At 43.1% G+C, this 22189-nt stretch carries 21 protein-coding genes; 12 read left to right on the plus strand and 9 right to left on the minus strand.

Annotated elements, in window-relative coordinates:
- Positions 1-42 precede the first annotated feature (42 nt).
- The gene (locus VB740_RS01535; protein WP_190912514.1) at positions 43-351 is read right to left on the minus strand and encodes an NIL domain-containing protein; all 309 of its coding nucleotides are present in this window, start codon (positions 349-351) and stop codon (positions 43-45) included.
- 487 nt (positions 352-838) lie between these two features.
- Between VB740_RS01535 and VB740_RS01540 the strand changes: the two genes are divergently transcribed.
- On the plus strand, positions 839-1792 hold the full coding sequence (locus VB740_RS01540) for a pentapeptide repeat-containing protein (RefSeq protein ID WP_323198332.1): 954 nt from the start codon (positions 839-841) through the stop codon (positions 1790-1792).
- 240 nt (positions 1793-2032) lie between these two features.
- Entirely contained in the window at positions 2033-2830 is a 798-nt protein-coding gene (locus VB740_RS01545) for an Rpn family recombination-promoting nuclease/putative transposase (protein WP_323198333.1), read from the plus strand.
- 141 nt (positions 2831-2971) lie between these two features.
- Here the strand turns inward: VB740_RS01545 and asnS are convergent, their stop codons facing one another.
- Together asnS and VB740_RS01555 are read right to left on the minus strand one after the other, a co-directional pair.
- Entirely contained in the window at positions 2972-4363 is a 1392-nt protein-coding gene (gene asnS / locus VB740_RS01550; RefSeq protein ID WP_323198334.1) for an asparagine--tRNA ligase, read from the minus strand.
- 102 nt (positions 4364-4465) lie between these two features.
- Positions 4466-4828 carry a hypothetical protein gene (locus tag VB740_RS01555; RefSeq protein ID WP_100898358.1) on the minus strand — a complete coding sequence of 121 codons (363 nt, stop codon included), beginning with the start codon at positions 4826-4828 and terminating at the stop codon, positions 4466-4468.
- A gap of 44 nt (positions 4829-4872) precedes the next feature.
- On the opposite strand from VB740_RS01555, the gene VB740_RS01560 reads away from it, so the two are divergent.
- Positions 4873-5148 (plus strand): DUF6439 family protein, encoded by a 276-nt coding sequence (locus VB740_RS01560; protein WP_041565907.1) that lies wholly within the window; start codon positions 4873-4875, stop codon positions 5146-5148.
- 55 nt (positions 5149-5203) lie between these two features.
- Here the strand turns inward: VB740_RS01560 and VB740_RS01565 are convergent, their stop codons facing one another.
- Positions 5204-5653 carry an anti-sigma regulatory factor gene (locus VB740_RS01565; RefSeq protein ID WP_323198335.1) on the minus strand — a complete coding sequence of 150 codons (450 nt, stop codon included), beginning with the start codon at positions 5651-5653 and terminating at the stop codon, positions 5204-5206.
- A 390-nt stretch (positions 5654-6043) separates the two neighbouring features.
- Positions 6044-7450, minus strand: coding sequence for a 23S rRNA (uracil(1939)-C(5))-methyltransferase RlmD (rlmD, locus tag VB740_RS01570; protein WP_323198336.1), 1407 nt, complete (start codon positions 7448-7450; stop codon positions 6044-6046).
- 223 nt (positions 7451-7673) lie between these two features.
- Between rlmD and VB740_RS01575 the strand changes: the two genes are divergently transcribed.
- Complete coding sequence (locus VB740_RS01575) at positions 7674-8159, plus strand: allophycocyanin subunit alpha-B (RefSeq protein WP_323198337.1); 486 nt, start codon at positions 7674-7676, stop codon at positions 8157-8159.
- A gap of 534 nt (positions 8160-8693) precedes the next feature.
- On the opposite strand, the gene VB740_RS01580 is transcribed toward VB740_RS01575, so the two are convergent.
- A complete protein-coding gene (locus tag VB740_RS01580) occupies positions 8694-10565 on the minus strand; it encodes a hypothetical protein (RefSeq protein ID WP_323198338.1) in 1872 nt (623 codons plus the stop codon).
- A 771-nt stretch (positions 10566-11336) separates the two neighbouring features.
- On the opposite strand from VB740_RS01580, the gene purL reads away from it, so the two are divergent.
- The 6 genes from purL to VB740_RS01610 all read left to right on the plus strand — a co-directional run bounded on the left by purL (position 11337) and on the right by VB740_RS01610 (position 17523).
- Entirely contained in the window at positions 11337-13706 is a 2370-nt protein-coding gene (gene purL / locus VB740_RS01585; protein ID WP_323198339.1) for a phosphoribosylformylglycinamidine synthase subunit PurL, read from the plus strand.
- Positions 13707-13896: 190 nt separating this feature from the next.
- Positions 13897-15384, plus strand: coding sequence for an amidophosphoribosyltransferase (purF, locus tag VB740_RS01590; RefSeq protein ID WP_323198340.1), 1488 nt, complete (start codon positions 13897-13899; stop codon positions 15382-15384).
- 142 nt (positions 15385-15526) lie between these two features.
- On the plus strand, positions 15527-16093 hold the full coding sequence (locus tag VB740_RS01595; protein ID WP_323198341.1) for a Uma2 family endonuclease: 567 nt from the start codon (positions 15527-15529) through the stop codon (positions 16091-16093).
- Between the two features lie 193 nt (positions 16094-16286).
- Positions 16287-16568, plus strand: coding sequence for a type II toxin-antitoxin system Phd/YefM family antitoxin (locus VB740_RS01600; RefSeq protein ID WP_323198342.1), 282 nt, complete (start codon positions 16287-16289; stop codon positions 16566-16568).
- Entirely contained in the window at positions 16565-16981 is a 417-nt protein-coding gene (locus VB740_RS01605) for a type II toxin-antitoxin system VapC family toxin (RefSeq protein WP_323198343.1), read from the plus strand. Before VB740_RS01600 ends, VB740_RS01605 begins: the two co-directional genes overlap by 4 nt.
- 236 nt (positions 16982-17217) lie before the next feature.
- Positions 17218-17523: a hypothetical protein gene (locus VB740_RS01610; protein WP_323198344.1), complete on the plus strand. Its 306-nt coding sequence runs from the start codon at positions 17218-17220 to the stop codon at positions 17521-17523.
- 6 nt (positions 17524-17529) lie between these two features.
- On the opposite strand, the gene VB740_RS01615 is transcribed toward VB740_RS01610, so the two are convergent.
- The 3 genes from VB740_RS01615 to VB740_RS01625 all read right to left on the minus strand — a co-directional run bounded on the left by VB740_RS01615 (position 17530) and on the right by VB740_RS01625 (position 19585).
- Positions 17530-17811, minus strand: a complete 282-nt coding sequence (locus VB740_RS01615; protein ID WP_323198345.1) for a hypothetical protein — start codon at positions 17809-17811, stop codon at positions 17530-17532.
- A gap of 107 nt (positions 17812-17918) precedes the next feature.
- Positions 17919-18965 carry an ABC transporter permease gene (locus VB740_RS01620; protein WP_323198350.1) on the minus strand — a complete coding sequence of 349 codons (1047 nt, stop codon included), beginning with the start codon at positions 18963-18965 and terminating at the stop codon, positions 17919-17921.
- Positions 18966-19066: 101 nt separating this feature from the next.
- A complete protein-coding gene (locus tag VB740_RS01625) occupies positions 19067-19585 on the minus strand; it encodes an adenine phosphoribosyltransferase (protein ID WP_323198346.1) in 519 nt (172 codons plus the stop codon).
- Positions 19586-20025: 440 nt separating this feature from the next.
- Between VB740_RS01625 and VB740_RS01630 the strand changes: the two genes are divergently transcribed.
- Complete coding sequence (locus tag VB740_RS01630; RefSeq protein ID WP_323198347.1) at positions 20026-20652, plus strand: DUF3038 domain-containing protein; 627 nt, start codon at positions 20026-20028, stop codon at positions 20650-20652.
- Entirely contained in the window at positions 20649-22079 is a 1431-nt protein-coding gene (locus tag VB740_RS01635) for a DUF4335 domain-containing protein (RefSeq protein ID WP_323198348.1), read from the plus strand. Before VB740_RS01630 ends, VB740_RS01635 begins: the two co-directional genes overlap by 4 nt.
- Positions 22080-22189 lie beyond the last annotated feature (110 nt).

Consider the following 22189-nt stretch of genomic DNA (forward strand, 5'->3'; position numbering starts at 1 on the left):
GGATTGATAATCTAAAATCCAAAATCCGAAATTTAAAATTGATTACCAACCATCTTCTTCAGGGCTGGATTGGTGCAAAACTTCTAAATCTAGTTCATCTAGGTAAGTTAGGGCGCTTTCAATCTGAGAAACAGTACCTCGCAGTTCCAGATCGAAGCAGCTATATTGTGGCACGTTTGCGCTTACCTGAGCATCAGCAATAATGACTATGACCCCATAGTGAGAAACCAGTCGTGAAATGACTGGTTCCTCATACAAGTCTTTAGGAATGCGAACTTGGATGCGAGTTTGGGTGCGTCTATTATCTAAAATATCAGTATTAGATTTTACTTGTTTATTTGGAATTGCCATTCTAGCTTCCTACTCGACTTCTGGGATGGGGGTTTTACTATGCACAATTCTTTTAACACTAGCGTCACTTATCCCACGTAGGCAAGTAAGAAAGTATTTACCTTTGCAAACCATTAAACTAGATGTAGTAAATGTGAAGAATTGCTCATAATTCAGTAGTTATGAGGTTAATTGTTATTCTATAAGGGCTTCGAGCAAATTGAATATAGCGAATCTGTAGGGTTACAACAATTGTTGTAACCCTAATTTATTGTGTATGAGATTTAATACTGAACTGATAACTGCTATATATGTTACTTTGTCAAAGTTTTAGGGAACTGTATTAATAGAACCTTAAGTGAATCTAGTTCAGCCGTAAAAAAATATTTGGAAGTAAGCCAAGGAGTTGAGCAGCAAGAACAGGAGCGGCATAGACAAGAATTACTTAGTAATTAGGTAGTGTTTATGTTTAAAACAAGCTGTTTATGTGATTGTGTTATAAAACAAAATGCTAAAGAAACTACAACGATTGTCGCAACTTATTCCGCGACAATCTATTCCAGTAGAATTAATTCAGGCTAAAGCTTATGAAATATGGGCAACTCGTGAACGCAAAGGAGAAAGCGGTAATCCTGAAGATGATTGGTCTAAAGCAATAGAATTTGTAAATAAACACTGGTGGTCTATCCCCTTATGGAAAATAGACAAGCGATATAGAAAATTAAAAGTCTCTACTACAAATTCAATAAAAAATGCCATATCCTTTAAAGCTTTAAGTCAAGCAGTAAACGCTTCAGTGCTGATTGGTGCGATTACATTTATTGCTGGTGAACAACAACGCCGTGATTTACAAGTTTATCAAGCATGGCAAGTTATTAGTGCAGCAAGTGGACAGGCTGGTAGTGGTGGAAGAGTACGGGCATTAGAGTTTCTCAGCAGTGAACCAAGAAGAATTCCTTGGTTTTGGTTGCGTTGGCAGAGGGAAAATTTATCTGGCTTAGAAGTACCAACGGCTTACTTGGTTCCTTCTCATAAATATCTTGAAGATTTTGAGAAGAAGGGTGGTATTCAACTTTCAGAGGCAGAGTTAAACAATGCTAATCTACAGGAGGCGAACCTACAATATGCCAATCTACAGGGGACATTCCTAATAGAAACAAATCTAAAAGGGGCAATCCTTTTCAAAGCCAATCTAAAAAGGGCAAACTTAAGTTTTGCTAGTCTCCAGGGGGCAGTCCTGGGTTTTGCTAATCTACAAGGGGCAGTCCTGTCGAAAGCCAATCTACAAGGAGCAAAGCTGATAGCAGTTAATCTACAGGGTGCAAACTTAGAAGAAGCGCAATATACAGATCAGAGTACTAGCCCTGAGACTTGTAAATCTAATTTTACAAAACATCCATGTCCTACTATTTTCCCCCCTGATTTTGATCCTAAAGCAGCAGGGATGAAATTGGTCAAGTGATGACCTTTTTGGCCATCATACTTCCTTCTGGAAATTTCATCACCATCCTCGCTATGTTTCTCCATAGTGAATATGCTTCGGAAGCCCGTATTTCAAAACTAATCTCGAAATCAGGATTCTTTGATCTGTCAAATGTAAACTAAAATTCAGTAACAGTAGGTTGGGTTGACAAAAGGAAACCCAACAGCAACAAACTTAATTTTTATCAACAATACCTAATACAGTCACTTTCAGGCTGCCATGTATGACAATATCTGTAAATTCATTGCCGAAAACTTCAAAGATGATTTAGCAACATGGTTACTAGGTTCACCGATTAAATTAACAGAACTTAGCCCTACTGAATTATCAAGCGAACCAATTCGCGCCGATTCATTAATTTTATTGCAATCTGATGATTTAGTTCTGCATACCGAATTTCAAACAGACCCTGATGAAGATATGCCCTTTCGGATGTTAGATTATCGAGTTAGGGTTTATCGCCGCTTTCCTAACAAAGAAATGCGTCAAATAGTAATCTATTTGAGAAAAACCAGTTCAGAATTAGTCAGTGAAAACAGTTTTAGATTAAACAACACTTACCATCAGTTTGAGGTAATACGCCTGTGGGAACAACCAACAGACAGGTTTATGAGTATTCCAGGTCTATTACCCTTTGCCGTGCTAAGTCAGACAAACGATCCTACAATGGTATTAACCCAAGTAGCCAAAGCAGTTGAAGCAATTAGCGATCGCCAGCTACAAAGAAATATAGCTGCTGCAAGTGGCATTTTAGCAGGTCTGGTGTTAGATAAAAATGTAATTAGCAAGATTTTAAGGAGTGAGATTATGCGCGAATCAGTCATTTATCAACAAATCCTAGAAGAAGGCGAAGCCAAAGGGAAAGCAGAAGGGAAAGCAGAAGGGAAAGCGGAAACAACAAGAAAGTTGGCTTTAAATTTGTTGCGAATTGGAATGAGCTTAGAGCAAATTGCTCAAGTTACTGAATTATCTATTGAGCAAATTCAAGTTTTACAACAGGAGATTCAAAATTCTTAATTTTAATAGCTTTAGAAAATACGTGGCTATACAAGTAAAACCCGCGAATGCGGGTTTTAAAGTTTTTATGAGTCTGCACAGACGGACTTGGTTTATTTTGTGTGACGCAATTTATAATCGCCTGGTTTTCAATTTATCAAACTAAAAATCAGCACTTTGGGGTGTACGCGGAAACGGAATCACATCACGAATATTTCCCATACCAGTCATAAATTGCACGAGTCGTTCGAAACCCAACCCGAAACCTGCGTGTGGAACAGTACCGTAACGACGCAAATCAAGATACCACCACAAGTCTTCTGGTTTTAATCCTTGCGCTAACACGCGGCGTTCTAATACTTCTAAACGTTCTTCACGCTGAGAACCGCCGACAATTTCGCCAATTTTGGGTGCGAGAATATCCATTGCGCGGACAGTTTTTTCATCGTCATTCAAGCGCATATAAAATGCTTTGATTTGCGCTGGATAATCTGTAACGATCGCAGGCTTTTTAAATAATTGTTCAGCTAGGTAGCGTTCGTGTTCTGATTGTAAATCTAAACCCCAACTCACAGGATATTCAAATTTAACATCAGCTTTTTCTAAAAGTGCGATCGCTTCTGTATAAGTTAACCGTTCAAACTGATTGTTAATAATATTTTCGGCTGTCGCCAACACAGATTTATCAATGCGTTCATTGAAAAATTCCATATCTTCTGGGCAAGTTTCCAATACATATTTAAAAATATGTTTGAGAAATGCCTCAGCTAAATCCATATCGCCTTCTAAGTCACAAAAAGCCATTTCTGGCTCAACCATCCAAAATTCTGCTAGGTGGCGCGAGGTGTTGGAATTTTCTGCACGGAAGGTAGGGCCAAAGGTGTAGACGTTACTAAACGCCATTGCCATTACTTCCGCTTCCAACTGGCCGCTAACTGTTAAATATGTGGGTTTAGCAAAAAAGTCTTGGCTGTAATCTACTGCTTGGTTTTCTGTGCGGGGAATATTCTTTAAATCTAAACTGGTAACGCTAAATAGTTCACCCGCGCCTTCGCAGTCGCTAGCGGTGATGATGGGTGTGTGTACCCATAAAAAGCCTCTTTCTTGGAAAAATTGGTGAATTGCTGCTGAACAAGCATTTCTGACACGGAAAACTGCACCAAAGGAATTAGTACGCGATCGCAAATGTCCAATGGTTCGCAGAAATTCAAAGGAATGGCGTTTCTTTTGCAGGGGATATGTATCGGGATCAGCTTCACCGTAAACTTTCACTGTCTCGGCTTTCAACTCAATTCGCTGTCCTTTACCCAGAGAAGCCACCAGTACCCCTGTAGCCTCAACAGCAGCACCTGTATTCAGTTTTTTCAATATACCTTCGTAATCGGGCAAATCCTGATTGATGACGACTTGCAAATTAGCTAGTGATGAGCCGTCATTGACTTCAATAAAAGCAAACCCTTTGGATTCACGCTTCGTCCGCACCCAGCCTTGAACTTGGAGGGACTCATCAGGTTGACCACTTCGCAATATTTCTGCAATCCGTCGATTTGCCATATTTTACAACTTGTATTTCGTCAACGTAAAAAGTACATATATTAAAGAATCTTAACTCTTTAACCCAATCCAAAATCCAAAATCTAAAATCCAAAATTGGATTTATCCAGCATAAGACTTTAATATCCAGCCTATGATAACGCCCATTCCACCAAAGCGGACGACTTGCCAGAAAGGTTTTTTGAGGCTACGCCAAGAAAATAACTGGCTTTCTAAGTTTAGTTCTAGCCTTTCCAACTGCTGTTGAATGTGCCGTAACTCTGCTTTGATTTCTGGTGTCTGAGATTTATTGTGCTTTAGTTGATCCCGGCGCTGTTGCCATTGTGCCTGTTGTTGGCGATCGCGTTGCACTTGATCGTAACGTTCTTTTAAGGATAGAAGCGATCGCTCTACTTCCTCTAGTTCTTGTTCAAAATCTGGTTCGGGATTTTCTGCTGACGGCTGTGATTGTTTTGGCGGCTTCATTTACAAGTAGTAAAGTAGAAGTAAATGCAAATGTGCCAATAGTTATGTCCCAATCTACCCAGCTGCCGAAAACCAGTCAACTGAATGAACTTAGTACTCTAGAACTTGCTCAAGCCCTTATGGAAAGACTGAGCATTTCCCCTAACGATTGGCATCGCCTCAAGTCTAACCGCAATTCTCGCGCTAATGAACAAGTGGCAGCAGCTATTGTGTATCTTTTAAAGAATCAGCCACAAGAAGCTCAAGCTAGATTAGAACAGGCAATTGGTTGGTTAGATCGCTCTATTTCTGCGCCTCCTTGTCCAACTCACGGTAAGTAGGGAGTAGGGAGTAGGGAATAAAATCAATCAACTAATAACTTTCCCCACTCCCCTCTTATCGCCGCAGAGATAATCCCCGGCGAGTTTCCATTTGTTTACAAAGCCTTAATTCTGTGCCTTTGCGGTTCCACTCCACCTGATCAAAAATTTGATGGAGAAGACATAAACCACGGCCATTTTCTGACTCATCTGGTGGTAGATAGTCTGTTGGTTCTTCTTCACTAGTAGATGAAGGGGTAAAGCCGCTACCCTGGTCTGATATTACCCACCAATATTGATTGTCTATTAAGGAAAAACGGACTACAACAGTTTTACTTGGATCGAGATTATTACCATGTTTAGCTGCGTTTACTAAGGCTTCTTGAAGTCCTAGCCGCAGTTCTGCTTGTAATTTAGCTGGGATTTCTGCCAACAGTAAATCTAATATTGGACAAAGGTAGAGGGTTGAGGCAAAACTAATAGTGCCCCAATAACGTGCAACTGGACGGAGTGAAATTGTAATCACAAGAGAAACCCCATAGCTTTCAGTTAGCTAGACATCAGTTTGCTATTACAGGCACCCTGATAAAACTTGAGGTGGTCATGCTGCCTTCAAACTTGCGTCTTTAAAACTAAATTTTGAAAATGCTAGGGAGCATTAGCCCTATAGTATGATTTGGGATTGTTTAAATATATAACGGCTGGAATAGTTTTGATAATGAGTTCAGCAACTTAAAAAGATGCTCGTAATTTGACAGAGTATTGGCATACTCTAGTTAATTGCCGATTTGTCATTTACACAATCCAATTCATATTTCTAAGAACCTATGCAACTTGAATTTATTTAAACAAAATGAATTTTTATTTTTGGCTTAATTCAATTTTAGCATCTTTAGTATGCACTAGACTAAAAATTTCAAATTTCAGTTTTTGTAAAGGAATTACTATCCTTGTGCAAATGTGATAGTTCAAGAAAGGCGGCAGCTTCAATATGAGCCGTTTGAGGAAAAAAATCAGCAGGTTGTACCCGTGTGATAGTATATTGCCCATCTTGACAAAGTAATTTCAGGTCGCGGGCGAGGGTGGCTACTTTACAGCTGACGTAAACAATCCGAGATGGTTTCAACTGCCGTAAAGTGTCTATCACTGCGCGATCGCACCCCTTACGTGGTGGATCGAGTATTACTACTTCTGGTATTGTGCCCATTTTTGGAAGTAATTTCTCTACTGCCCCAATTTGGAATGTCACATTATCAATTCCGTTGCGGTGGGCATTCAAAATAGCTTGTTCCACTGCTGCTGGTTGCACTTCTAATCCTGTAGCAATACGTACTTTTTTGGCGAGGGGTAAAGTTAAAGTCCCAATACCACAATAGGCATCAACTAGCAACTCATGCCCTTGAAGATTGAGTTCTGATTGAATTACCTGCAATAGTGCCTCTGCTGTTTCTGTATACACTTGAAAAAATGTATCTGGGCGCACTTGAAATTCCAATCCAGCAAAATTCTCACGCAGGTGTGGGACTCCGGCGATGCAACGGGTTTCTGATCCAAAGATAGCATTTGTGCGATCGCTATTGCGGTTGAGCGACACTCCCACTAATTGGGGATAACGCTTTAACCATTCCTGCGCTTGGGTTTCAATTCCTGATAAATTCCAGTCTTTCACCACCAAAGTCAGCAACATTTCTCCAGTGTGTCGGCCAATGCGTAAACCAAGATGGCGAATTTTTCCTTGATGGCGCTGTTCGTTATAAATTTGCCAACCCCGTTGTTGGATATCCTGCTTAACTTCGGCAAGTAAGGGATTTAATCGTGAATCTTGGACTGGACATTGATTTAAATTAATTAATTGGTGACTACCTTTTTGGTAGTAACCAGCTTGTACCTGTCCTGTTGCTGATATACCTAGAGGATATGTAGATTTATTACGGTAGCCTAAAGCAGAAGAGGCGGCGAGTACCGGATCTACCGGTGGTTGGACAAAACCGCCAATACGTTCCAAAGCTTGGATAACTTGGTTTTGCTTGGCTATTAGCTGGTAGTCATAATTAACATGTTGCCACTGGCAACCACCGCACTTATCCGCCACAATACAATTGGGTCGGATACGCCCAGGAGATGGTTCTAATAGCTCCTGGAGCTTACCGTGGGCGTATTTTGGTTTAACATGAACCAAGCGGACAATGGCGCGATCGCCTGGTACAGTATCTGGGACAAACACTACACGCTCATCAGCGCGTCCCACTCCATCGCCTGTATCACTCAGATTAGCGATCGTCACTTCAATTAATTCACCCTGTTGCCAAATTATTTTAGTCATTAGTCATTAGTCATTAGTCATTAGTTATTAGGGCATGGGGCATGGGGTATTGCACATTAGTTATTAATTCTTCTTCTCCTGCTTCCCCTGCCTCCCCTGCCTCCCCTGCTCCCTCATCTCGCCCAAACAGATAAATTCAAGACATAAGTAACTCCTATCCCTTCACTTGTGTACCTCCAACTCGCTAAACTAACAGATAATATTTCAGGTGATTTCAATAATCATGACTGTAATTAGCCAAGTTATTCTCAAAGCCGACGACGAACTGCGTTATCCCAGCAGTGGCGAACTTAAAAATATCAAAGACTTTTTGGAAACCGGCGTACAACGGACGCGGATTGCGGCTACCTTAGCCGAAAACGAAAAAAAGATAGTTCAGGAAGCAACCAAACAACTTTGGCAGAAGCGTCCTGACTTTATCTCCCCCGGAGGTAATGCTTACGGAGAACGTCAACGCTCTCTATGTATCCGTGATTTTGGCTGGTACTTACGTCTAATTACTTATGGTGTGCTTGCCGGCGACAAAGAGCCAATTGAAAAAATTGGTTTGATTGGTGTACGGGAAATGTACAATTCATTGGGCGTTCCTGTGCCTGGAATGGTAGAAGCGATAAATTCCCTCAAAACAGCCTCCCTTAGCTTACTGAGTGCAGAAGACGCTGCCGAAGCATCACCCTATTTTGATTACATCATTCAAGCGATGTCTTAATTCAAAGTGTGTGCTGGTTCTAGGAGTATACTTCTGGTCTACTAAAGTGAGTGCAATAAGCGCTCGATAGGCATAAGATACCCAATTTGATCATACCTTCCCCACATTTGGTAGTGGCTATGGCTAAATCTCTGTCAAGTTACTAACCAGTTGTGGGGAAATTTTATTGGGTATATTTATGGGGTATTTGTCAAAGGATGAAGGCATACGCATATAAAAAACCGACAGTCCTTAGATTAAGGCTGTCGGCTATTAAGTGTGTTCCCTATTAATGACTCGGCTAGAGTTCAGTTGTCATTAATTATGCCTAGCTAGCGATCGCAGAGTGACGATCCTAATCATAGATACGTGTGATTCTCGTCACTTGATTGTTACATCTAAACTGCATACACCCGAATAATCTCTGAGTTTCAGTAAATCTATGGAAGTTGAGAGCTAACAATACATAGGTGGTAGATTCTTTTTCAGCTTAAGAGCAAACAACACCAATTAGAGACTCAGGGGTTAAAACACGAGATAGAGGAATTAACAAATCTATGCCCCGTTTGCCAAAGTGCTGTAGCAGAAAGAGCCATCTGCAAAGATAAATTTCTCAAAGCCAGCTGTAGATAAGCTAATGGGGTTTTCATTATTATTGAAAGTGATGTTGGCAGTTTTAAGGGTATTGCTAGAAATAACACCAGATACGAGCAGTTGGGAGCGATTGAAAGCTCTAAGATCGAGGGTGTCAAAACCATCCCCGCCATCAACAGTCGCTTCCCCAAACCCTTTGAAGTAGTCATCTCCAGTGCCCAGAGCAATCTTGATGCCGCCACCGATAGAAACTTTTTGTTGAACTCCATCTAGGATACTGGTGGCAATAATTTCGTCATTGCCATTGCCAGTCTGAATGATTCCTTTTCCATAAATGCCATAGGCAGTACTACCAATTGTTGCTGTAGCCTGTCCGGTAAGTTTGTCAGAACCATTGTCGCTATCAATAACTCCATCATTGAAGATGCCATAGGCGATGGAGTTGATTCCAGAACTGTTGCCATAGCCCGTAATCGTGTCGCTGCCCCACCCTGTAGTGATAATGCCGTCTTTAGTGTTCTGGATGCCGGTTCCAGTACCGTCGATTCCAGTACCACCGTTGCCACCAATACCTGTGCCGATAATAGTATCTTTTCCGTCTCCGGTATCCAGCTTGCTACTGTTAGCGATGCCTATGCCATCCCCGCCGTTGCCGTCGAAGTAGCGGGTACTGCCGCCCCTGCCGCCAGTGCCTGTACCGATGATCGTGTCTTCTCCGTACCCTGCATTTAGACTGCCACTGTTAACGATGCCTGTCCCAATACCGCCGCTACCAATAGTTTCGGGAAGTTCAGGACCGCCACCGATACCACCAGTACCGATACCGATGATCATGTCGTTTGCGTCCCCTGTATTAAGACTGCTGCTATTAGCGATGCCGATTCCAGTGCCGCCATTCTCGCCTGAGTATCGACTATCGCCGCCTTTGCCGCCAGTACCAGTGCCGATGATCGTATCTTCTCCGTCCCCTGTATTCAGACTGCCACCGTTAATGATTCCTGTTCCAGAACCACTGTAGCCACCAAAGTCTTTGACGCGGCTGGGGCTGTTACCACCAGCACCAGTCCCAGTAATTGTGTCTTTTCCGTCCCCTGTATTCAGACTGCCACTGTTAGCGATGCCTGTCCCAGAACCACCGTTGCCGCCTACGGGACCGCCGCCGCCGTTGCCGCCAGTACCAGTGCCAGTGATCGTGTCTTCTCCGTCTCCTGCCTTCAGACTGCCGTTATTGGCTATACCTACGCCATTACCGCCGTTACCACCCTGGTAGCTGGTGCCGCCGTTACCACCAGTACCAGTGCCAGTAATCATGTCTTTCCCGTTTCCTCCATTCAGACTGCCGCTATTAGCGATGCCTGTCCCATTACCACCCATATCGCCGTCGTTGCCGTCCCTGCCGTTGTTGCCGCCAGTGCCGCCAGTGCCTGTGCCGGCGATCGTATTATCTCCGTCCCCTGTATTCAGACTGCCACCGTTAATGATTCCTGTTCCAGTACCACCGTTGCCGGGATTAGAATTGATGTTCTCGTAGCCGTAGTCACCGCCGTTGCCGCCAGTACCTATGCCAGTAATCGTGTCTTTTCCGTTCCCTGCATTCAGACTGCCGCTATTAGCTATGCCCGTACCAGCACCACCGTTTTCGCCGCTGCGGCTGCCTTTAAAGTCTTTGCCAGTACCGTTACCAGTAATCGTGTCTTTGCCTGAAAGTGTACGGATGTAACCTCCAGTTAAAACATCAATGCCAATTGCTGGTGATCCATTTAACTCTTCCCCCATTAAAGTGTCGGAATCGGGGGTACCGATGAAATTCGGTGGAATAGTAAGTCTAGGCATAAGCCAAATCTTCTCAATTAGGTTTATTATGAGCGGTTTGCTCATTTGCATGAGCAGTCTATCAAAAAATTCCCGGAATTCTTTTACCAAAAGCCATTCAGTAATTGAGTCTACTGTTGCAGAACTCACTTAAGCTCAACACATTAAACACCACATTCTGCAAGTGCGTAGGTGTAGCCCGTCACAGGCATCGCATCCTATAAATTTTTTCTGGGTTCAACTAGTGCTTAATTTGACAGGATGATAACCATTTCCATAATCTGGAAATAATCGATGCAGGATTCAAAAAAATTTTATTACTACCAGTATAATTACCAACAGTTAAGTGTTTCATACAATCTATCTCCAGGTAGATAATGAATAGTCTTTCGATATCTAAGCACGTATTTTCTGACAAAAATACTGTAATTTTTTATACTTTTTTACTTTCAGTAAAAAAGTCAATGTGCTTTACAAAACGGAGGAAGTGAATAAATAATCACCAAAATTAAGCAGGATAAGTAGATCGGCGTAAATAATTATTGTTGAGATAAGGCGGGGGCAGGGGGAGAAAGAGGCAAGGGTAGATTAAAAGCTACTACCTTCAATGCTGATTGCCGAAGATGAAGAAGTATTGCAAGCTACTTAGTTTCTAAACAGAAATGGCAGCAGGTCTAGCGTCACCTTGGAGGATCAAGCAGTAACTTATCTGCCATGAACCATCCTAGAACTACACCTATAAGGCAAGTAAATCGATAGAATAATGCTCTGTACAATTGGTGCATTATTTCCATGACCGCCACATCTCCTGCTCCCTTTTCCCCTCAAGAAATTGCTGCTGAAGGTATAAAACCAGAAGAATACACAGAAATTGTCCGTCGGTTAGGGCGTCATCCCAACAAAGCTGAACTTGGAATGTTTGGGGTAATGTGGTCAGAACATTGCTGTTACAAAAATTCCCGACCTCTACTCAAACAATTTCCCACTGAGGGATCTCGCATCCTCGTAGGGCCTGGCGAAAATGCTGGTGTTGTAGACTTGGGTGACGGACTGCAACTAGCTTTTAAGATTGAATCCCACAACCACCCCTCAGCGGTTGAACCCTTTCAGGGAGCCGCAACGGGAGTAGGAGGCATTCTCAGAGATATCTTTACAATGGGTGCGCGTCCCATTGCCCTATTAAACTCACTACGCTTTGGTTCCTTAGAAGATGCCAAAACCCAACGGCTGTTTAGCGGTGTAGTAGCAGGAATTGCCCATTATGGTAATTGTGTGGGAGTACCCACAGTTGGCGGCGAAGTCTACTTTGACTCTGCTTACTCTGGTAATCCTCTGGTGAATGTTATGGCACTAGGTTTGATGGAAACACCAGAAATCGTCAAATCTGGAGCATCTGGCTTAGGCAACCCCGTGCTGTATGTTGGTTCCACCACTGGGCGCGACGGCATGGGAGGGGCTAGTTTTGCCAGCGCAGAATTGAGCGATCAGTCAATAGACGATCGCCCTGCTGTGCAAGTGGGCGACCCCTTTTTGGAAAAGTCTTTAATTGAAGCTTGTTTAGAGGCCTTTAAGACAGGTGCAGTTGTCGCCGCCCAAGATATGGGAGCAGCCGGTATCACCTGTTCTACTTCAGAGATGGCGGCAAAAGGTGGTGTGGGAATTGAACTAGATTTAGATAAGATTCCCGCAAGAGAAACGGGGATGGTTCCCTACGAATATTTGCTTTCGGAATCTCAAGAACGAATGCTATTCGTTGCCCACAAGGGGCGTGAGCAGGAATTAATCGACATTTTCCATCGTTGGGGACTTCAAGCCGTTGTTGCTGGTACTGTCATCGCTGAACCCATCGTGCGGATTCTCTTTCAAGGTGCAGTAGCAGCAGAAATTCCCGCCGAGGCTTTGGCTGAGAATACCCCACTATATGAACGGGAATTATTAGCAGAACCGCCAGAATATGCCCGTCAAGCTTGGGAATGGACTCCTGATTCTTTACCTGCTTGCACAACTGCTGGAATAGAACTCCAAGGAGGCGTGCAAAGTTGGAATGATATTTTGCTAACTTTGCTCGATACACCCACGATCGCATCTAAAAGTTGGGTATATCGTCAGTATGACCATCAAGTACAGAACAATACTGTGATACTGCCAGGTGGTGCAGATGCGGCTGTGGTGCGCTTGCGCCCGCTTGAAGAAATCCCCAATCTAAAATCCCAAATCCAAAATTCAAAATTAGGGGTGGCGGCAACGGTAGATTGCAATCCTCGTTATGTTTATCTTGACCCCTACGAAGGAGCTAAGGCAGTGGTGGCAGAAGCTGCACGCAATCTTAGCTGTGTGGGTGCAGAACCTCTGGCGGTGACAGATAACCTGAATTTTGGCTCTCCAGAAAAACCGATTGGTTACTGGCAATTGGCAGAAGCTTGTCGCGGTTTGGCAGAAGGTTGTCGAGAATTGGCAACTCCCGTCACAGGCGGTAATGTCTCTTTGTACAATGAGACTCTTGATTCTCAAGGCATCCCACAACCAATTTATCCCACCCCAGTAGTGGGTATGGTGGGCTTGATTCCCGATATCACCAAAATTTGTGGTCAAGGTTGGCAAGCATCCGGCGATGTGATTTATCTTCTCGGATTACCTCTGACATCCAAAATCAGTTTGGGAGCATCCGAGTATTTAGCCACTATCCACAATACTGTTGCCGGAAAACCGCCACGGATAGATTTTGACTTGGAACGTCGCGTTCAGAAAGTTTGCCGTGAAGGAATTCGTAATGGTTGGGTACGTTCAGCCCATGATTGTGCTGAGGGAGGAGTGGCGATCGCAATAGCAGAATGTTGTATTGCTGGCAACCTTGGTGCTGAAATCAATTTAGAAATCCCACCAACCCAGCCAATATCTCGCTTTGATGAGTTGTTGTTTGCCGAAGGTGGTGCCAGGATTTTAGTTTCTGTAGCATCAGCACAACAAGAAATTTGGGAATCATACTTACAGGAACATCTGGGTCAAGAATGGCAAAGAGTGGGTACGGTTTGTGATTATGAGATCGGTTTGGGGGTTTTCACTACTGATAACCAAGCCTTAATCAAAGTTAGGATCGAAGATATAAACGATCGCTATTCCCATGCGATCGCTAGGCGTCTTGCCGTCCATACCACTACCTAAGCCCAGAGTGATGAGTCCTGGGTATTTAGCCTTCACTCAGAACTCAGCACTAATCACTCAGAACTATTAGCGTCCCTGATCATAATTAGGGTACTGTTTTAATAGATGGTTAAAGATTTATTAAGAAAGCTGCAACTATCTATAGACATAATCCCAGTGACTTGACCCCCCCACCAGGAGCAAAGCTAGCATGATTTCGATTCATTCTGTCACTTCGGATGAATACCCCGACCCAATCAATAGTCATGAAAATCAGCCTGACAAGCCAGAAGAAGCTTGTGGTGTTTTTGGTATCTACGCACCAGGAGAAAATGTTGCTAAACTGACCTACTTTGGATTGTATGCCCTCCAGCATCGGGGTCAAGAATCAGCTGGTATTGCCACCTTTGAGGGTACACAAGTACACCTCCATAAAGATATGGGCTTGGTATCTCAAGTCTTTAATGAATCTGTCTTGGATCATTTGCCTGGTAGCCTTGCTGTTGGCCACACTCGTTATTCCACCACAGGTTCTAGCCGCAAAGTTAATGCCCAACCCGCAGTGCTGGAAACCCGTTTAGGTTCATTAGCTCTTGCACATAATGGCAATTTAGTCAATACAGCGCAATTACGTCAAGAGTTGCTTGAGAAAAAATACAACTTAGTCACGACAACAGACTCAGAAATGATCGCTTTTGCGATCGCAGAAGCCATCAATGCTGGTGCAGATTGGCTAGAAGGTTCCATTCAAGCATTCCATCGTTGCCAAGGAGCCTTTAGTTTAGTTATTGGCACTCCTGACGGCGTTATGGGTGTCCGGGACACCAATGGCATTCGCCCTCTAGTAATTGGTACTTTGGCTGGTAATCCAATCCGTTACGTTTTGGCTTCGGAGACTTGTGGTTTAGACATCATTGGAGCCGAATACCTGCGAGACGTAGAACCAGGCGAATTAGTTTGGATTACTGAAGAAGGTTTGGCTTCCTATCATTGGAGTCAACAGCCCCAGCGGAAATTGTGTATCTTTGAGATGATTTACTTTGCTCGCCCTGATAGCATTATGCACAACGAGAGTTTGTACAGCTATCGGATGCGCTTAGGACATCAACTAGCTAAAGAATCCTTTGTAGATGCCGATATTGTCTTTGGTGTTCCTGATTCAGGTATCCCAGCTGCGATCGGATTTTCCCAAGCTTCTGGTGTAGCTTATGGCGAAGGACTAATTAAAAATCGCTATGTTGGACGAACCTTTATTCAGCCAACACAAACCATGCGCGAGTCAGGTATTCGCATGAAGCTCAACCCGCTCAAAGATGTGCTGGCGGGTAAACGAGTAATTATTGTTGATGACTCGATTGTGCGGGGTACTACCAGCCGTAAATTGGTAAAAACCTTGCGTGAAGCTGGCGCGGTGGAAGTACACATGCGAATCTCCTCCCCACCAGTAACTCATCCCTGCTTCTATGGCATCGACACTGATTCTCAAGATCAGTTGATTGCTGCTACCAAGTCAGTAGCGGAAATTGCCAAACAACTGGAAGTAGACAGCCTCGCCTATCTCAGTTGGGAAGGAATGCTAGAAGCGACACGAGAAGACACTAATAATTTCTGCTCTGCCTGCTTTACTGGAGATTATCCCGTAACGATTCCTGAGCAAGTGAAGCGTTCTAAGCTGAGTTTAGAAAAGGTAGTGGTGTAGGGAGTAGGGAGTAGGGAATGGGGAGTGGGAGTAAGAGAGAAGAGTTTTCCCCTCTGCCCCCCGCCCCTCTGCCTCTTCTACATGCCCCATACCCCATACCCAATCCGTCTAGAATAGGTAAATCCCCTAACAAAGATGGTCTATGAACCAGCCGATATCTGAGAGAGTGCGCTGGACTACCGCCGATTTAGAGTTGTTTCCAGATAACGGGAACCGCTATGAAATTATTGACGGAGAATTGTTTGTGACCAGAGCGCCTCACTGGAACCATCAAAAAACTTGTGTCAGAATTAGCACTTCTTTGGATAATTGGTCACAGAGTACTAATTTAGGAGAAGTTGTAACTGCTCCAGGCATAATTTTTGGCGAGAATGATAATGTGATTCCTGATGTTGTCTGGGCTAGTAATGAGAGATTACCCCTGCTTTTGGACGAGGCGGGGCATTTGACTGGTGCGCCAGAACTGGTAGTAGAGGTTCTATCTGCTGGTATTGAGAATGAAAAGCGGGACAGAGAACTTAAATTAAAGCTTTACTCAGCAAGAGGTGTTAGGGAATATTGGATTGTGGATTGGCGCAACCAACAAGTGGAAGTTTATCGACGTGAACAAGCGAGTTTAAAGTTAGTTGCTACGTTGTTCAATGATGATGAGTTGAACTCACCCATATTGCCTGATTTTACTTGTGCGATCGCATCCTTATTTACTTAATACAGTTTGCAGAATTGCCATAATTTCTTACTAAGCTGTTACGCGTTTAATTTATACATTTACCTGATGACTGATGACTGTTAACCGTCAACAGTCAACAGTTAACGACCATCAAGAGTGTTTATATACTTTAGACGGGCATCAGCTTATTGGCAATTTTTAATAAATAGTGACGGACACAGGTGAAAGCGCAATGTCTCAGCAGTATTCAATTGAGCAAGTTCCTAAGAATCTGGATAAAATTTTTCAGGGAATTGAACAAGGCGAATCGGTACAAATTACGCAACAGGGGCAGCAAGTTGCTGTGATTCTACCTGCGGCTGAATATCAGCGTTTGTTGCATGGAAAGCCGGGTTTTTGGGAATCTGTGGAGCGATTTCGTCAAGAAATCATAGAAGAAGGAACCGAGATTGATCCTGATGAGGTGTGGAAAGATGTACGCGACAAGTCTCCTGGACGAGAGATCATCTTGTGAGCCGCTTTTTACTGGATACTAACGTCATTTCTGAGCCATTAAGGCCACAACCAAATCCAGCAGTTATCCAAAGGTTACAACAGTATCAAGGGGAATTTGATATTGCTTCCGTTACTTGGCATGAATTACTATTTGGTTGCTATCGTCTGCCCGCTTCTAAAAGGCGAGAGAGAATTGAGCAGTATCTCTTGCATATAGTCCAACCAAATATTTCTATCCTGCCCTATGATAACGTGGCAGCCGAATGGTTTGCTTTAGAAAGAGCGCGACTAGTAACTATAGGAAAAACTCCCGCGTATCCAGATGGACAGATTGCAGCGATCGCAAAAGTAAATGGTCTTATTTTGGTAACAAATAATATTTCAGACTATGCCGATTTTCAAGAACTTCAACTAGAGAATTGGTTTTGTTAGTTGAGTAGGTTACTTTTTTCAAGATGGTAAAACTACTTTTAATTGCAGAGTGATGTCTACGACGGGCTGCGCCTACGCATCCTTACTTAGGTAACATAAGTTCGCATAATTACCGTAATTTCTTACGATTTATAATTTTTAATAAAAAGTAGAAGCTGAGAAGATAGGCTACATGTCATCTTTTAAATCAAACAGTAGAATTATTCGATTTTAAATTACTGATGCCTGGAGAAAGTGTGACTTTCTTATTGGAAGGATATTTTGAATGGTTTGAAAGTGAACTGAAGTTCGCATTTATCAGAAAAGATGCTACCTATTGGTGGTATGGCAATTTTGAATTAGGTACATACTCGATTGATGTCATATATGAAAATCCTTATTCTGCTTGGGAGCAGGCTAGTTGGGGGGATGGAATTATCTCTTTAATGCCAATGCGGAAGCATCCAAGAAACAACTACCTAACACCTGGGATTATCAAAATAGAAGATGTTTGGGTAGGCAAGATTTTTACATCCCCTCTTGAGTTTTGCCTGATCCAGTAGTGAAGCTTAACTATGCTGCAAAAACTCAACCTTGGGCAATAATGGGTCAGTCACAATACCTACACCGCTGAAACCCCAGCGTTTGAGCAAGTTTCCCAATTGTGTACCTGGAATAGATTCCACGGCAAAGCGGTTTGCCACTTCTGACGCGTGGGTGTTGAGATAGCTCAAGGCATCAAAGTTTTCCCGAAACAGCAATAAATAACCTGATGCTTCGGCGTCAGGACGAGCTATAAGATAATTACCGTCAGTTTTTGAGCGCACCAAGTAATAGACTTCAGACAGCATGGGGAGAGTAAGGGAGCGGAGGACAGTAACTAATGACCAATGACCAATGACCAATGACCAATGACCAATGACTAATGATTAATTGAGATTTTCTAGGTGACTAATGATTAATTGAGATTTTCTAGGCGAATGCGTGGATCGGCTGCTTTTAACATTAAATCGGCGATTAAATTACCAGCAATCAGCAACACTGCACCCATTACCAAGCTTGCCATTAACAAATATAAATCTTGAGCTTGTAAAGCCTGTAAGGTTAACCTTCCTAAACCGGGCCAGTTGAAGAAAAATTCGGCAATGAAAGCACCATTTAATAAACCAGCTAATTCAAAACCTAATAAGGTAATTAAGGGATTTATTGCATTGCGGAGAGCATGAACGTAGATGACACGGTTCTCTGGCAGTCCTTTGGCACGAGCCGTTTGGATGTAATCTTGACGCAAAACATCCAATAATTCGCCGCGAGTAATGCGTTGTAAACCAGCAAAACTAGTAATTGAGAGGGCGATCGTGGGTAAGATCATGTGCCAGCCGATATCTAAGATTCTGCCGAACCACGACAGTTCCGAATGATTAATGCTAGTCATGCTACCCACTGGGAATAAGGGCGAGGTGATTTGGGCTAAAACCAGCAGCGCTAAGGCAGTGATAAAACTGGGAAAGCCTTGTCCGGCGTAGCTAATCACCTGTAAAAGTCGGTCTGCTAGCTTATTTTGGTTAACAGCAGCAAAGATCCCAAGAGGGATAGCGATCGCCCATGTGACAATTAAAGATGCGATCGCTAATAGCAAAGTTGCTGGTACCCTTTCCCACAACAGCGATGCTACTGAACGTTGATAAATAAAACTTGTGCCAAAATCCCCTTTTGTCAAGATTCGCCATAGCCACAGCCCAAATTGTTGTGGCCAAGACTTATCTAGACCAAACTGCCGCTTGATTTCTTCAATCCTTTCTGGCGATATTTTCGGGTTTTGCCGCAGCGTATCTACATAATCACCAGGAGCGAGTTGAATAATGAAAAATGATAAAGCTGACGCCAACAACAAAGTCAATAGTGCCTGCAATATCCGCTTTACTACATAAACAAAAGTTTCATTCGTGACTAGCCTTATTAGCCAATCTCGACCTGTCTCCAAGGAAATTCTCGTAGATGTCATTTGTCCTTTGTCCTTTGTCAGTTGTCCTTTGCCATTAGCCATTTGTCATTTGTTGTTTGCTAATGACCAATGACCAATGACCAATGACCAATGACAAATAACTAATATTCAATTAGAGAGATAATCGGCACGTCTGGCAGATATTTACGTCCTTCTAAACCCCGTAGCTCGATAATAAACCCAAACCCTACTAGTTCGCAGCCAATCTTCTGCACTAAATTTGCTGTTGCACTTGCAGTTCCACCTGTGGCAATCAAATCATCCACAATTAAAACTCGGCTACCTTCCTGTAAAGCGTCTTGATGCACTTCCAGGCAGTCAATACCATACTCTAGTTCATATTCAATTGAGTGAACCGCTGCTGGTAACTTACCTCTTTTGCGGACGGGAATAAAACCAACTCCTAACTTATAAGCCAGAGGTGAGCCAAAAATGAATCCCCTCGACTCCATACCAATGACATAATCCGGCTTTATTTCAGCTTCGCTGCATTTTTGTGTTAAAAAGTCAATAGTATAGCGTAGTCCCTCGGGATCACGCAGCAGCGTAGTAATATCCCGAAATAAAATTCCGGGCTTGGGGAAATCTGGGATGTCACGAACGAGAGACTTCAAATCCATAAAACGGAGAATGAGGAGTAAGGAGTAGGGAGTAGGAAAAGTTAGGAGTGAAGAGTGAGGAGTTAATAATTTAAATTAAATTCATAGCTATAGCAGTCCCCAGTCTCCAATTTGCGATCTTCACTCCCCAATTTTTCGATACCTGAAAAATCGTACACTATAATGTCATACGCTGGGGGTCGAGGCTGAAGCTTCGTTCATTATTGACGATAACTAGAATCTAAATCAAGCTAAGAGAGGTATTGCAGTAATAAATGAGGCGAATTAACTGATGTTTTAAAATTTTGATTTCAATATAGGGAAAACTTTGATTAGAAAGAGTTAAGTAATGTATATATCAGGTAGCCATGCTACTGCCACTAGTCTAATGCTCAAGTCTTGGCTACCGATCTTAAATTTGTTTTATCTAGTCTGTTGGAACCGCACAAGGTATTTATAGAATGAATGTCTCAGCAAGTTTAACGCCGTTCAACAGTCCAACTCAAGACTCATTGCCGATGGTTCTGGACACTTTACCAGATCCTGCGATCGCTTCCAAAACGTGTCCTCGAAGAACCAGGCTGCAAATTGACCTGATTTTACTGGCAATTGAAGCTTTAGAGCTTGGTGGTTCGGAAGCAATCTTGACTTTTGCTCAAGAGTTGGATTTAAAAGGAATTGTTAAAGATAGGGTGAATTTATGGCGGATGCGTAGCTCTAATCCGCTGCGGAGAGCGCACATGCGCCGTCCCTTAACTATCATGGAAGCAAAAGCTCTGGTGGTCATTGCTTGCTACATAGCGCGGCGTTTAACTGTTGTGATTCGCCAGTTACTAATGATATGTCAACAAATGGAAGAAAAGCAGATTCCATTAGAACAGAATTTGCGCCTATCTAATTACTTAGAGCGGTTTAGAGCGCATTTTAAGAGCCGGATGAATGCTCGACGTTCTGGTGTACTGGCATTAAGTTCTGATGAAAAATTAGATGAGCTAGCTATAAATTTGTTAGGACAATTACTATTTTGTACTGGTACAGCTGGAATGCAGCGGTTCTGGATTAGTCTTTTTGACGGTGAAGTGGAATGAATATTCAACGTAAGTACAGTTTGCCTAATTGTACACTGCTTTTAGAAGGGTTAAGTGATGTCACGAGGGCCGCACACTTCCAGGAAATGCGCCCGGAATTATCAATATTGGTAAATGCAGAATGTTATTTATCTGGTTACAATCAGCCACTAACGGGAGGGCGGGAATTTTTTGAAAGTTTGGTGAGGGCTGTTAGTGGCTATGCCCAAGAATTTTTAAGTAGTGTACCCAATCCGCAAGCACACAACCAGGAATCGGAACTAGTAGAGTTTCAGAAAATCGACAGCAACCGACACAGGTTGATTATACATTCAGAAGGTTCTCCAGAAGGGTTCGATCACTCTAACAATTCCAAACGGCCGCCTATTGAAATAGATTTGAATACGGTACAGTTGTTTGATTTAGTGGAAGCAGTGGATCAGTTTTTTGCTGATAGCCAAACTTTACCTGAACTTTCTCTAGAACTACAACCAGTTACCAGACGCTATGGCGGTGCTAGTCAGGCTTTAATCAGGCAGGCTGTACCTGCTGCTGTGGGTGTGTCAAGTTTAGCAGTAGCAGCGATCGCCTTTAACTTGATTCCACCTCCCCAAATGCGTCCACCGCAGCCTAAACCAGATGAGCAAACTAGCTCTACAACAAACAATATCACTCCTCCAGCATCAGCTGCTGCAACTCCCTTTGCGGCCGCAACCCCCACACCAACGCCCACAGCTAATACAAAGCCGGCAGTTAAAGATTTAGAAGCACTTTTAAATACAGTTCCAGAAATTACTGATCCATCCCAGTTACGTGCATTGAATCGTCAAGTTTATAACCAGGTTCATCCAGCTTGGACTAATCGCTCAGGATTGCAACAGGATTTGATCTATCGTCTGGGTGTAGCTGCGGATGGAGCGATCGTTGGTTATAAAGCGCTAAATAAAGAGGCAAATCTAGGAGTCGAACAAACTCCTCTGCCTAACGTACTTTACAATCCAGCTAACCGCGCTCCCATTTCCAATGAACCGATCGCTCAATTTCGAGTAGTGTTTACTACAAAAGGTGTGTTAGAAGTTAGCCCTTGGCGGGGATATGCTAGAACACCAGAGGTTGTCGGCACAAAAATTACTGACTCTAATATAGTCAAAGGTTTAAACCAAAAGCTTTATAGTACAGTTCGCCAAACCTGGAGTGGTACTCCCACCTTTACGCGAGATTTGAAATATCGGGTGGCAGTCAACAAAGAAGGAGTAATTGCTGACTATGAACCACTCAACCAAGTCGCCTTTGACTATTTCCGAGAAACACCCCTTCCCAAGATGTTCAACGATATCTACGGTTCCAATGTAGCAGCTCCCAACAATAAAGAACCTCTCGCCCACTTCCAAGTGATATTTAAGCCTAGTGGCACCCTGGAAGTCATTCCTTGGCGGGGATATCAATAATTGGGGATTGGGGATTGGGCATGGGGCATTGGGCATGGGGAAAAGAATTAAGTTGCTATTGCCTATTGCCTATTGCCTATTGCCTATTGCCTATTGCCTATTGCCTATTG

The sequence above is a fragment of the Nostoc sp. UHCC 0251 genome (assembly GCF_034932245.1).
Classification (GTDB): Bacteria; Cyanobacteriota; Cyanobacteriia; order Cyanobacteriales; family Nostocaceae; genus Nostoc.